This is a genomic window from Streptomyces sp. NPDC037100 (assembly GCF_055606225.1).
Genome location: NZ_JBVJSX010000020.1, coordinates 21,275 through 34,144, shown reverse-complemented (window position 1 = coordinate 34,144; position 12,870 = coordinate 21,275). Strand labels below are relative to the sequence as shown.

The window sequence follows — 12,870 nt, the reverse complement described above, 5'->3', positions numbered from 1 at the left end:
GGTTTGAGTACGCGTACTCAGGCGCTTCCGCTCGCCGGTGTCCAGGCCGCTGCGGTCCCGTGTCCGGGCCATGGGGTGTGAAACTGCAGCGATGCTCATACCGCCGGTCCCCCCGGGGGCGGGGGAGCGGGAGCATGACTCATGCCCGGCGAACCGCGTATCCCAAGTACGTCACGAGCGGCCTGCCCTCCGGCTCGAGCACCATGTCGACGAGCTCCGGCAGCTGATCATCGGTCAGCGTGCCCCGCCTGCGCCCACGCGTCGCGCGCACCAGACTGCGTACGTCTCGCGGCTTGAACGACGAGACGTCCTTCGCGGACAGCCCCGCCCGGTCCAGGGACTCGGCAAGCTCCACCGGGCGGCGCAGCCGGTGAGCGGCGTAGCGGCCCCGGGGCATGATCCGTGTGCTCGGGACGGTTTGGAAGGCGCCGAGGTAGACGAGTCGGGACACGGGGGTGCGGTTCACCGTGTCGTAGACGAAGGCACCGCCGGGGCGCAGCACGCGCGCCGCCTCCATGAGGACCGCATCCGGCCGTTCGGTGATCTCGAGCGTGTCGGCGCAGTACACGAGGTCGAAAGAGCGGTCCGGGAGACCGAGTTCCTCCGCGGGCGTCGTCAGGTACCTGACGCCCAGTCCGCCGTCCGTGTCCAGGGCCATGGCCGTCGCGGCGGGGGACGGATCGGCGGCCACGGCCTCGAACCCGAGTCGGGCGAGACCACGGGCCAGGAGGCCGCGTCCGCTGCCGACGACGAGCGCCCGGCTGCCGGCCGCCGCGAGGCTCAGCTCCCCGAGCACGCGCCGCAGGTATTCCATCCGTACGGACTGGAAGGTCACGGCGCGGATATGGCGCCCGTCGACGGCCGCGGGCGAATCGAGTGCGATGTGCGGGGCGGTGGGCATGGCAGACTCCCTCGACGATCAGGTTTCAGGTTCCCACAAGGACCCTCGTCCCGGACGAGTCCCCTCAAGTTCGAGCACCATCTGTCGAAATCGACACCGGTCTCGAGCCGCCCCCTGAAAGTGCCTTGCAACGGCGATGAATTGGGGGCCGGCCAGCCTCTGCCGCACGACGACGGCGCACCCTGGCGGCCTCGACGCCAGGACGTTGGGCGCGGGTGGCGTGGGCCGGCGAGGATGAGTGAAACCGCGCTGAAAGGTCGTTGAACGCGGCGCCCCGCAGACTCCGGGGCATGACGACAACGACCCGCACATCCGCCATCGCGGCCACGGGGCTGCGGAAGTCCTTCGGGGACAAGCCGGTCCTCGACGGCATCGACCTGCACGTGCCCACGGGCACGATCTTCTCCCTGCTCGGCCCGAACGGCGCCGGCAAGACCACCGCCGTGAAGATCCTCTCCACCCTGATCACCGCCGACGCCGGCGACATCCGGATAGGCGGCCACGACCTCACCGCCGATCCGCAGTCCGTACGGGCCGCGATCGGTGTCACCGGTCAGTTCTCCGCCGTGGACGGCCTGATCACGGGCGAGGAGAACATGCTCCTCATGGCGGATCTGCACCATCTCTCCAAGCGTGAAGGGAGGCAGGCCGCCGCCGAGCTGCTGGAGCGCTTCGACCTCACCGAGGCCGCGAAGAAGCCCGCCTCCACCTACTCCGGTGGTATGAAGCGCCGCCTGGACATCGCCATGACGCTGGTCGGCAAGCCGCGGATCATCTTCCTCGACGAGCCGACCACCGGCCTCGACCCGCGCTCCCGCCACAACATGTGGCAGATCATCCGCGAACTCGTCTCCGACGGTGTCACCGTCTTCCTCACCACCCAGTACCTGGAGGAGGCCGACCAGCTCGCCGACCGGATCGCCGTCCTCAACGACGGCAGGATCGCCGCAGAGGGCACCGCCGAGGAGCTGAAGCGGCTCATCCCCGGCGGACACGTCCGGCTGCGCTTCACCGACCCGGCCGTGTACCGGTCGGCCGCCTCCGCTCTGCGCGAGGTCACCCGGGACGACGAGGCCCTCGCGCTGCACATCCCCAGCGGCGGCAGCCAGCGCGAACTGCGCGCCATCCTCGACTGGCTGGATTCGGCCGGCGTAGAGGCCGACGAGCTGACCGTGCACACCCCCGACCTCGACGACGTCTTCTTCGCCCTGACCGGCCCGGCCGACGTCACCGACCAGCCCAAGGAGAACGTCCGATGAGCAGCCCCCTGGCCACCGGCCGCACCACCCGGTTCTCCCTCGCCGTCCGAGACTCGAACACGATGCTGCGCCGCAATCTGCTGCACGCTTGGCGCTACCCGTCCGGAACCCTGAACCTGCTGCTCACGCCGATCATGATGTTGCTGCTCTTCGTCTACATCTTCGGGGACGTGATGAGCAGCGGCATCGGTGGCGGCGGCGCGGACCGCTCCGAGTACATCGCGTACCTCGTCCCGGGCATTTTGCTGATGACCATCGGCAGCACGGTGATCGGGGCTGCCGTGTACGTCTCCATGGACATGACCGAGGGCCTCATCGCCCGCTTCCGGACGATGGCTGTCTACCGCGGTTCGGTGCTGGTCGGGCACGTCGTCGGCAGCGTGGTGCAGTCGATCGCCAGCGTGGTCCTCGTCGGTGCCGTCGGCGTGGCCATCGGCTTCCGGTCCACGGACGCCACCGTCCTGGAATGGCTCGCGGCCTTCGGACTGATCGCGCTGTTCGCCCTGGCGCTCACCTGGATCGCGGTCGGCATGGGCATGGCCAGCCCCAACCCCGAGGCTGCCAGCAACATGGCCATGCCGCTGATCCTCCTGCCGCTCATCTCCAGCGCCTTCATCCCGGCCGACACGATGCCGGGCTGGTTCCAGCCGATCGCCGAGTACCAGCCCTTCACCCCCGCCATCGAGACCCTGCGCGGCCTGCTGCTCGGCACGGAGATCGGCCACAACGGATGGCTCGCGCTCGCCTGGTGCCTCGGCCTGACAGCGCTCGGCTACCGCTGGTCGACGGCGCAGTTCAACCGCGACCCGCGATGAGCGCGCGGGCCGCGGCCTGCAGCTCGTCCCGCCCCAGGGCGGCGTACTCCGACACCGCGTCGGCGTACGCCGCCCCGTCTGCCTCCTCGGCGGCCCGCCGGGCACGGCCCGTGGACATCGAGGGGAACGTCTGCGGCACGTGCATCCGCTCCGCGAGCGCCAACAGCCGAGTCGCGGAGGCGTCACCCATGGCGAGCCGCACGAGGCCGAGGGCCAGCACGTCGGTGCCGGACACCGGGATCCCGCCGGCCGGGCGGGAGCCGTCGGCGAGCAGTGCACGCAGCCGACCCTCCATCACGGCCACCAGCCCGGCGACCGGCTCCAGCCGCCCGGCGTACGCGTGCGCGGCCAGCGCGTAGGCTTCGATCGCCCGCACCCAGGGATCCACGGTGGGTTCGGGGGGCGGCGAGTCGCCTTCGCGCACCCGCTCCACGGCCAGACGCCACCGCTTCAACCCCAGCTCGGTCAGTCCGCGGGCCAGCGCGATCTCGGCCCAGGCGGCCAGGTCGATCACGGCGGCCGAGGTCTGCTCCGCCGGCCGGTCCCGCTCCACCCGCCGCAGCCACTCCTCGGCCTCGTCCCACTCACCGCGCTGCAGGCAGGCCAGCACCAGGCCCCGGCGCAGGCCTGCCGTGGGCGACTGGTCACTCAGGTGCTCCAAGGCGTCCAGCGCCGCCAGCAGATGCCGGTACGCCTCCTCCCCGAGACCGGCGTCCCCGTACAGCTCGCTGCAACGGGAGTGGCCGAGCAGTTCGAGAGACGGGTTGGGCACGGCGTCGACCGCGGCGAGCAGCCTGAGGGCGGAGGACAGCGCACGCTCGTGCTCTTGCTCGTGCTCCCAGAGGTAGCTGGCAACGGCCTCGGCGACGCCCGCCAGCAACGGCGCGTTACTCGCGCACAGTTCCTCCAGTGCCTCGTAGCCGGGCGGACGCATGTCCGGAAGCGTGCACAGCACGACGGCGAGCGCCCGCAGCAGTGTGTCCGGCTCCGCGGGCGGCAGCCGGCGCAGGGTGACGAGATGGCGCGTCCGGAGCGTGCCGTACCCCACGAACGGGGCGGTGACGCAGGCGGCGCAGAGGGAGCGGGTGACCTCGGTGTGCCGGGCGTCGGGGCGGTAGTGCGACAGCGGCGCCGCGGTGTCGGCGGCCAGGGCGAAGACACGCTGGAAGCTCGTCGAGTCGGTGAGCCAGACCCCGGCCAGCACCGCCCCGGCCGCCGCGGTGGTGTCGTGGTCCTCCCGGGCGAGGGCAAGCCGCAGGGCCAGTACGAGGTTGTCCTGCTCCGCGCGCAGTCGCGGCCAGTGCCGCAGCGGCTCGGGGCCGAACAACACGTCGTGGTTGGCCAGACCGAAGTCCCGTGCCCAGCCCAGGAACCGGTCGGTGACCGCCTCCTCCTCCCCGGCCGCGGCCCGCCGGACGGCGCAGAACTCCCGCACCGTCTCCAGCATGCGGAAGCGGATCCCGGCCGCGGTGTCGCCGGCCTTCAGCAGCGACTGGTCCACCAGCTGCTCCAGCAGGAACAGCGCCTCGCCGCCGTCGCCCAGCAGCTGCTCCGCCGCCCCCTCGGTGAAGCCACCGGGGAAGACCGACAGCGCCCGCAGCGCCGCCCGCGCGTCCTCCTCCAGCAGATTCCAGCTCCACTCCACGACCGCGTGCAGGGTGCGGTGCCGCTCGGGCGCGTCCCGGGCCCCGCCGCGCAGCAGCGCGAACCGGTCGCCGAGGCGACGGGCGATCTCTGGTACGGACAGCACCCGCACCCGCGCCGCCGCCAGCTCCACGGCCAGCGGCAGCCCGTCCAGATGCCGGCACAGCCCCGCCACCGCGTCGGGCGGCAGCTCGACATCGGGCCGCACGGCCCGGGCCCGCTGCTCGAAGAGCTCGATGGAGGTCGTCAGGCTCAGCTGCGGCAACTGGTACACCGCTTCCGAGCTCAGCCCCAACGGCGCCCTGCTGGTGACCAGCACCCGCAGGTCCCTGGACCGCGCCACCAGCTCCCGCACCAGGTCGGCCGCGCCCAGGACGACCTGCTCACAGTTGTCCAGTACCAGCAGGGCAGGGGCGGCGCCGAGAGCGGCGATGATTCCTGCGGGCACATCCGCTCCGCCGCCGTACGCCCCGACACCACCGCGAGGCGCCTCCCCGCTGCCGAGCGCCGACGCCACCTCGCCGGTCACGTCCTCGTCCGCACCCACTCCGGCCAGCGAGACGAAATGCACCACCCGCTGCTCCGCCCGGCGGCTGGCGGCGTGCGCCAGCCTCGTCTTGCCGAGCCCGCCCGGGCCGACGATCGACACCAAACGCGAGGTGTGCAACAGCCCGGCCAGCGCCGCGAGGTCCTCATCCCGCCCCAGCAGCGGATTCGGATCGTGCGGCACCCCGTACCGGACCGCGGGCGCCTGGACCTGCAGCAGTTCCTGATGCACGGCCTTCAGCCCGGCGCCAGGGTCGCTGCCGAGATCGTCGCGGAGCTCGCGCCGGTACGCGTCGTAGCGGGCGAGCGCTGCAGACGGCCCGGTTGTTGCCGCCTCGGCGCGCAACAACTCGGCCAGCACTTCCTCGTCGCGTGGTGCCCCGGCGAAGACCTCGGTCAGCGGCGCCAGGGCCTCGGCCCCGCGCCCGAGCCGGGCGAGCGCGAGCGCACGGGCGCGTGCGAGGGAACCGTGGAACTGCGCTCGCTCGGCGCGCAGTTCCGCCACCGGGTCGCCCGGCGTGGCGTCGGTGTCCGGGGCCGCGTCCCAGAAGGCGAGGCCGTCCTCCGCACTCGCCAGAGCGGCGGCATGATCCCCGGCCCTGGCGTGCCGGGCGCAGGCCTCGGCGCAGCGCACCACCGCCGAACTGTCGACCTGCTCCTCGCCCAGCGCCAGCCGATAGCCGGTCGGGGTGCTGACGACGACCTCGGCACCGAGTTGCGAGCGCGTGCGGGAGACCAGGATCCGCAGCGCGTTGGCCGGGTTGGCCGGCAGCTCGTCCTGCCACAACCCGTCCACCAGCCGCGCGGTGCTGCGTCCGGAGCGCAGTTCGCCTGCGAGCAGCGCGAGCAGCCCACGCAGCCGGGGGGCGGTGATCTCCCGTCCGCGGTAGGCCACACGTGACAGGAGAGTCAACTCGGTCTTCACTCGGTCAGATTATCGACAGCGGATGCCTGGACGACTGCTCAGCTCGTGAACCCCGCGACCGGGTCGGCGTCCGCTGTCGCGTGTGCACCGCGGCAGCGGACGGGACGTTCACAAGGGACGGCGACCGGGGCCGCGGACCGGGACCGCGGACCGGGCCGCTGCTACCAGATTCCGCTTTGAAGGTACGGGTTGACGGCCCGGAAGTTGGGGTCGTAGCTGGCCCTGAACACGTAGTTCGGGTCGGACTGGGTGAGCCACCCGGACGTGTGCGCGTAGCCGGTGCCGTCCGACAAATAGGTGCCGTCGGCGAAGGACCAGGTCCTGCCGCCGTCCCTGCTGATGTCCAGCCAGATCCAGCCACGCGGGTCCCAGCCGGAGCCGACGAGCCGGCCCCAGCCGTACTGGTAGCCGTTGTAGTAGCCGGAGCGGAGTTCGATGCCGATGGTTCCGCGCTGGTTCGGGGCGTGGGTCACGCGATCGGTGGTGGCCATCACCTGGTCGGTGTTGATCGTCGCGGGTGCTGCCTGCGCGGGTGTGGCGAGCGCCGTGACACCGAGCGCACCCAGCGATCCCGCCACCGCCGCGGATCCGGCCGACTTCAGCAGCGCCCTGCGGTTCATGGACTGACTCATGGGTCCCCCTCGTCTCGAGAAGTGAAGGTGCTGACCTACGGAAAGCGCCGTGGACAGAACCTAGCGAGGGAGCGGGGGCTGAGCTCCTGACACATGTCAGGGCAACGACTGTCCGTGGTGTCGCCGGGGACCTACCGCCGCGGCCCGTCACGGTGCCTTGTCCCCCTCGGCGCCGCTCCTGGCGCAGCACGTCGTCGAGGCCGCCGAGCCGGTCCAGACCCTGCATCGCGCGCCGCATGCGGGCGTTGCCGGACAACCGGTGCCGGTGCCGGAAAGCCAGTACCGGCCGGTGTAGGGGCACGCGTGCGGGCCGGTACGGTCCGTGGGCCGGAGGGCGCAGCCGTCGCACAGGTCGCTCGTGCGATGGATGTAAGCGCCCCCGGAGGTGAACGGCTTGGTGGTCATCCGGCCACCGTCCGCGTACTGGGACGTGCCGACCACGTTCGGCGCCATCGCCCAGCCGTAGCCGTCGACGAAACAGCGGTGGAACCAGTCGGTGCAGCGGCGTACCCAGATTCATCGAGAACGACAGCAGCCGGTTGGGTTGTTGATGTCCGCAAGAAGCTGATGACAGCCGCCTCCTCACCATCAAGATCGAGGATGGGTACTGAGCAGACGGTGGCCAGGCCACGGGCGCCATCTGTGCACCTCCATGCGTCTGCGCCGTTGCCCACGCGGGTGGCGCTGATCGACTGTCTGCCTCTCCCCGAGCACCTGTCCCACATCACGACCGAGTTCGCTGTCGACCGGCTGCGCGGCACGTACGGACCCGACTTCACCGGACCGGCCGCTGTTCCGCTACGCACCCGGATCGGGTGATGGGCCATCGTGCACTGCTCCACTGGGCGGATGGCGGGGTCACTGCTGATGGGTGGTGGCGGTCTTGGGGAGGACGAGTGTCGCGGCGGCGGCCAGGACGTAGATGGCGATCTGCCAGGGCAGCACCTGAGCGAGGGCGTCGCCGAACAGCTGCGCTGGTGCGCCGGACGCCGCCCCGGCGGCCGGGGTGAGGGCGTTGAAGAAGACGGTGCCGAGGACGGCGACACCGGCGGCGCCGCCGATCTGGTTCACCGTCGACAGGACCCCGCCGGCGGCGCCGCCGTGGCGGCCCGGCACACCGGCGAGGACGACGCTGACCAGGATCGGTGCACCCAGTCCCAGGCCGAGGCCACCGAGGAACATGACACCGGCCAGAGGCCAGTAGCCCGGGGCCGTGGCGCCGTCGCTGACCAGCCACCACAGCAGCCCCTGGGAAGCGGCCAGGGTCAGGGCGCCGGTGACGACGAGGGCGCGCCCGGCCGGCGCAGCGAGGGCGACCCCGGCGCCAGAGGTGATCATCGACCCGATCGCGTACGGAAGGATCACCAGGCCGGTGTCCCACGCGGAGCGGCCGGTGCCGGCCTGCAGGTAGATGGACAGGACCAGGAAGAACGAGGCGAGGCCGCCGACGAACAGCACCGATGCCACCAGGCCCGCGATGAACGGCCGGATCGACAGCAGGGCCGGGTCCAGCACGGGCTGGCCGCCCCGACGGGTCAGGGCCCGCTCGTAGGCCAGGAACACTGCCAGGAGCAGCAGCCCGGTCGCGAGCAGGGCCCACCCGAACGCCGGCCACCCCCAGTCCCGGCCCTGCACCAGCGGCAGCAGCACCAGCAGCACCGCAGCCGCGGCCAGCAGGGCCCCGGGGACGTCCAGACGGGTGCGCACCGGCGCGTGGGACTCCGGAAGCACCCGGGCACCCAGCGCGAGGGCGAGGACTGCGACGGGGACGTTGATCCAGAAAATCGTGCGCCACCCCAGACCCCACAGATCCGCGGCGATGAGCGCTCCGCCCAGCAGCGGCCCGGCTACCGATGCCAGAGCCTGGACGGCTCCGTACGCACCGAAGGCCTTGGCCATCGCGGCCGGTTCGAACGACGACCGGATCATGCCGAAGACCTGGGGGACCATGAACCCACCGGCCAGGCCCTGTACCGCCCGGACCGCGATCAAGATCCCGGCCGAGGGGGCCAGAGCGCACGCAGCGGACGCGACTGCGAAGCACACCAGGGAGACGGAAAAGACCTTGCGGCGGCCGTAGCCGTCGCCGACTCGCCCGCCCGTGATCAGGCCGGACCCGAGCGCGAGGGTGTAGGCCGCGAGCATCCACTGCAGCTGCGATGGGGACGCCCGCAGGTCGGCGGCGATGTCCGGAGCAGCGACGGTGACGATGGTGACGTCGAGCAGGTCCATGAAGGAGGCGAAGAGCATGACCAGAAGCGCGAGGGACGCCCGGCGGCCGGCCACTGGTGCTTCCTGCGCGTGGGTGGTGGAGGAGGGAGCCATGGCCGCACCGTTTCACCGATAGCGGCCACATAATGACCGCTACCGATGCCAGACTGTCTGTCGTGGCTGACACGTCTGCGCGGATCTTGCGCCTGCTGTCCCTGCTCGAGGCGCGCATCGAATGGTCCGGGCCCGAACTCGCCGGTCGACTCGACGTCTCGTCGCGGACTCTGCGCCGTGACATCGGCACCCTCCGCGAGCTCGGATACCCCGTCGAAGCGGTCAAGGGCCCCCGCGGCGGCTACCGGCTCGGGACAGGCGGAAAGTTGCCGCCCCTGGTCCTTGACGACGACCAGGCCGTCGCCATCGCCCTCGCGCTGCAGACCGCGCCGGCGGTCGTCCATGGCATCGACGATGCCCTCACACGCGCGCTGACCACCCTGCGCCAGGTCATGCCCGCCCGCCTACGGGCCGCCAGCGAGGCCTTCGAGGTCACGAGCCTGCGCAACTACTGGGAGTTCTCCGCTCCGCCGATCGACGTGGCAACCCTGCAAACCGTCGGATCGGCCATCCGCACCCACCACGTCCTGCGGTTCGACTACACCACACCCGACGGCCACATCCCCGCGCCCGGCGAGCCCGGATTCCAGCCTCCTCGCGAGGCCGAGCCCCACCAGCTCGTCGTCTGGGCCGGGCGTTGGTACCTCATCGCACGCGACCACGCCCACCGCACGTGGCGCACCTACCGGGTCGACCGCATCCGCCCACGAGCCCCTGCCGGAGCTGCTTTCACACCCCAGTCACTGACACGCGACGACCTCACTCGCCTCGTCGTCCAGAACCCCGACCGAGGAGACACCCCCGGCCAGTGGCAGTGCGTCGGTACCGCCACCCTCGCCGTGCCTGCCGATGTGGTCGCCCGCTGGGCCCCCGGAGGGTCCGTCGTGGAGACCATCGACTCCGGTCGGTGCCGGCTGACCATCGGCGGCTGGTCCTGGGCCGGCATCGCGGGCCTGCTCATCACCTTCGACACCACACTCGACGACATCGGCCCACCGGCCCTGGTCGATGCCTTCCGCAACATCCGGCAGCGGCTGGCGGGCGTCGGCTAGACAACTGCTCGAGTGGGTGGTGCCGTTCAGCAAGCGACGGCAGGCCGATCACGGCCGTGTTCTCGGCGGCGCTGATGCGGTATGCGCCGTCGGCCGAGATGCCGCCGACCGGCAGTCGGACGTCCACGGTCCGTGCGCCCGTGCCGTGCTTGCCCGCTCCTCAGCCCAGGACGGATCCCCAGGTGGTGGTGCCGGAGGTGACATCGCCGCGAAGGCGGGGTCGCGGGCCACCGTGCACTTGCAGGCCCTCATCCGCCCAGGCGTGGTGGGATCCCCCCGGGCCCCGGCACGGCGCCTCGACAGCGACGCGCTGGGGCTCGCTCACCTCGGGCAGGTGCCCGTGGCCTGATCCAGCACTGAGGGCACGGGAGGCATACGGGGCAGTCAGCCTGTGTCGATCGCCCCGGCTGCCCGCCCACCCCGGCGGCGTACGGTCAGAGAGTGCCGCAGTCGGCGATGGTGATTTTGGCCGAGGTACGGCCGGACCGCGAGCCGTAGCTCTCGATCTTCCGTACGAGTTCCATGCTGCTCTCGTCGGCGACCTCACCGAACACGACGTGCTTGCCGTCAAGCCACGACGTCACGATCGTGGTGATGAAGAACTGCGAGCCGTTCGTGTTCGGGCCGGCGTTGGCCATGGAGAGCTGGCCGGGCTTGGTGTGCTTGAGCGTGAAGTTCTCGTCGGCGAACTTCTCGCCGTAGATGCTCTTGCCGCCTGTGCCGTCACCGCGGGTGAAGTCGCCGCCCTGGAGCATGAACTCCGGGATGACGCGGTGGAAGGACGAGCCCTTGTAGCCGAAGCCCTTCTCGCCGGTCGCCAGAGCGCGGAAGTTCTCCGCGGTCTTGGGGGCGACGTCGTCGAACAGGTTCATGTTGATCCGGCCGGCGGGAACGTCGTCGATGGTGATGTCGAAGAAAACCTTGATAGTCATGTCCCCATCTTGACATCTGGCGCCCTCCCGACCGGCCCGGCCCCTCCGCGTGCGTGCAGACCCCATGGCGGTCTGGTCCTCTTCCGGCGGCGGTCAATGCATCACCGTCCTGCTGCGGTGCGCTCACCCGCCCGATACGCCTGCTCGTCGAGGTCACGATCACCTGCAACGTCATGGAGGCGATCGTCGCCGACACCGCCGGCACGCCGGTCTCCTCCGGCGTCCTGCCGGTGCCTGCCCCTTCAGTGCTGCACCCAGGGGTGTTGGCCACTCATGTGCGGGTGGGAGCAGGGGTGTAGTCAGGGAGATGTTCCGGGGCGACCCCGATGTTCGGTCACTCACCCGCTGACAGTGTGAGGGGTATGACTCCAACCCCAACCCACATGTCACGAAGGGCCTTTGCGGGCGCTGCCCTGTCAGGAACGGCCGCCCTGGCCGTCACCGCGGTATGGCCGGCGCGTCGCGCCGTCGCATCTCCCTCCTCACCCACGGCTCTCCCGCCGCTGGATACCGCCGCCCTGCAGGCGGCTGTCGATGATCTGGAACGCCCGCCGTCGACCGCAGCCCAACTGCGGGTCGGCGGCCAGGCCGGCCACTGGCGTGGTACGTCGGGTGTGGCCGACATCAGCACCCGGCGGCCGGTGACGGCGCATGACAAGGTCCGCATCGGCAGCATCACCAAGGTCTTCGTCGCCACGGTGGTGCTGCAACTGGTGGCCGAGGGCCGGATCGGACTGGACACGCCGGTGCGCCGCGTCCTGCCGCGGCTGCTCCCGGCCCGGTTCTCCCCTGTCACCCTGAGACATCTGCTGAACCACACCAGCGGGTTGCCGGACCACGTCGGCATCCCCGAACCGGTGACCGCGGAGGACGTCTTACGTCATCGCTTCGACCGCTGGACGCCGCGGGAGTGGGTGGCGACGGCGACGCACGGATCGCTGAAGTTCGCCCCGGGCACACGGCAGGAGTACCGCGGCATCAACTACGTACTGGCCGCGTTGATCATCGACACGGTGACCGGCCGCCCGTACGGAGAGGCCGTGAGGGAACGCATCATGCGTCCGCTGGGCCTGGAGCACACCGTCGTACCCGGCAACGAACCGCGCATCCACGGCCGGCATGTGCACGGATATCTGGCGATGGCCGACGGCGGTCTGTGTGACATCACGATGTACGACCAGTCCTCGTCCCGGGGCGAGGGCGACATGATCTCGACCACGGGCGACCTCGACCGGATGCTGGCCGCACTGTTCTCCGGCGGACTGCTCCCGCCGGAGCTGCTCCAGCTGATGTTCACCCTGCCACCGGACGACGTGCGTATGCTGGACGGCTCTCCGGCCCGCTACAGCGCCGGGCTTCAGCAGGCCACCGTCAACGGCGTGACGCTCTGGGGCAAGACCGGCGAGACGTATGGCTACAAGAACGCCGCGTTCTCCACTCGTGATCAGCAGCGCCGCTTCGTGCTCTCCTACACGCCGACCACCGCCCGCAACGGGGAGGAGAGCCAGATGATCGCCCGGGTCGCCGACCTGCTCACCCGCACCTGAACACCTACGGAGGGCCCGACGGGACGCCTCACCCGCGCCGCCGCACTCGTCTGCGACGTCTCCCCGCAGCAGCACCGCCCCGAATGTGCGGATGGCCAGGGTCTTTGATGAGGGCGGAGGCGGACTATTGCGCGTTCCTACCGGACCACAACACCCACTACGTCGGTGGTGACATCACGGGAGGCGCTCTGTCTCTGTGGCAGACGGCAATGCGTCGGGTGCCGGCCCGCGATCCGTACGCCACCCCGCTCACCGGGGTCAGTGTCTTCTTCTGCGAGGGATGCCGGTGGGC

The 12,870-nt window shown here is 70.9% G+C and carries 10 protein-coding genes and 1 pseudogene; 5 read left to right on the top strand and 6 right to left on the bottom strand.

The annotated features are described in order from the left end of the window. Positions 1-139: 139 nt before the first annotated feature. Entirely contained in the window at positions 140-901 is a 762-nt protein-coding gene (locus ACZ7EG_RS38305; protein ID WP_471089189.1) for a class I SAM-dependent methyltransferase, read from the bottom strand. Between the two features lie 290 nt (positions 902-1,191). On the opposite strand from ACZ7EG_RS38305, the gene ACZ7EG_RS38300 reads away from it, so the two are divergent. Beyond that, complete coding sequence (locus ACZ7EG_RS38300; RefSeq protein WP_471089187.1) at positions 1,192-2,160, top strand: ATP-binding cassette domain-containing protein; 969 nt, start codon at positions 1,192-1,194, stop codon at positions 2,158-2,160. Then, positions 2,157-2,975, top strand: coding sequence for an ABC transporter permease (locus ACZ7EG_RS38295; protein WP_471089185.1), 819 nt, complete (start codon positions 2,157-2,159; stop codon positions 2,973-2,975). The genes ACZ7EG_RS38300 and ACZ7EG_RS38295 overlap by 4 nt, the downstream gene beginning before the upstream one ends. Here ACZ7EG_RS38295 and ACZ7EG_RS38290 read toward each other — a convergent pair. The 3 genes and pseudogenes from ACZ7EG_RS38290 to ACZ7EG_RS38280 all read right to left on the bottom strand — a co-directional run. Beyond that, positions 2,956-6,090, bottom strand: a complete 3,135-nt coding sequence (locus ACZ7EG_RS38290) for an ATP-binding protein (RefSeq protein WP_471089183.1) — start codon at positions 6,088-6,090, stop codon at positions 2,956-2,958. The two genes, ACZ7EG_RS38295 and ACZ7EG_RS38290, sit on opposite strands and share 20 nt — an antisense overlap. Before the next feature lie 161 nt (positions 6,091-6,251). Next, positions 6,252-6,722 (bottom strand): hypothetical protein, encoded by a 471-nt coding sequence (locus tag ACZ7EG_RS38285; protein WP_471089181.1) that lies wholly within the window; start codon positions 6,720-6,722, stop codon positions 6,252-6,254. Between the two features lie 163 nt (positions 6,723-6,885). Further along, positions 6,886-7,220 (bottom strand): annotated as a pseudogene (locus tag ACZ7EG_RS38280) (cryptochrome/photolyase family protein); the annotation flags it as partial. A 168-nt stretch (positions 7,221-7,388) separates the two neighbouring features. On the opposite strand from ACZ7EG_RS38280, the gene ACZ7EG_RS38275 reads away from it, so the two are divergent. Continuing rightward, positions 7,389-7,541 carry a hypothetical protein gene (locus ACZ7EG_RS38275; RefSeq protein ID WP_471089179.1) on the top strand — a complete coding sequence of 51 codons (153 nt, stop codon included), beginning with the start codon at positions 7,389-7,391 and terminating at the stop codon, positions 7,539-7,541. A 39-nt stretch (positions 7,542-7,580) separates the two neighbouring features. Here the strand turns inward: ACZ7EG_RS38275 and ACZ7EG_RS38270 are convergent, their stop codons facing one another. After that, positions 7,581-9,047: an MFS transporter gene (locus ACZ7EG_RS38270; protein ID WP_471089177.1), complete on the bottom strand. Its 1,467-nt coding sequence runs from the start codon at positions 9,045-9,047 to the stop codon at positions 7,581-7,583. A gap of 62 nt (positions 9,048-9,109) precedes the next feature. On the opposite strand from ACZ7EG_RS38270, the gene ACZ7EG_RS38265 reads away from it, so the two are divergent. Then, positions 9,110-10,099, top strand: coding sequence for a helix-turn-helix transcriptional regulator (locus ACZ7EG_RS38265; protein ID WP_471089175.1), 990 nt, complete (start codon positions 9,110-9,112; stop codon positions 10,097-10,099). 434 nt (positions 10,100-10,533) lie between these two features. On the opposite strand, the gene ACZ7EG_RS38260 is transcribed toward ACZ7EG_RS38265, so the two are convergent. Then, positions 10,534-11,031 (bottom strand): peptidylprolyl isomerase, encoded by a 498-nt coding sequence (locus tag ACZ7EG_RS38260; RefSeq protein WP_471089173.1) that lies wholly within the window; start codon positions 11,029-11,031, stop codon positions 10,534-10,536. 362 nt (positions 11,032-11,393) lie between these two features. Between ACZ7EG_RS38260 and ACZ7EG_RS38255 the strand changes: the two genes are divergently transcribed. Then, positions 11,394-12,578 (top strand): serine hydrolase domain-containing protein, encoded by a 1,185-nt coding sequence (locus ACZ7EG_RS38255; RefSeq protein WP_471089171.1) that lies wholly within the window; start codon positions 11,394-11,396, stop codon positions 12,576-12,578. The last annotated feature ends 292 nt before the right edge of the window (positions 12,579-12,870 follow it).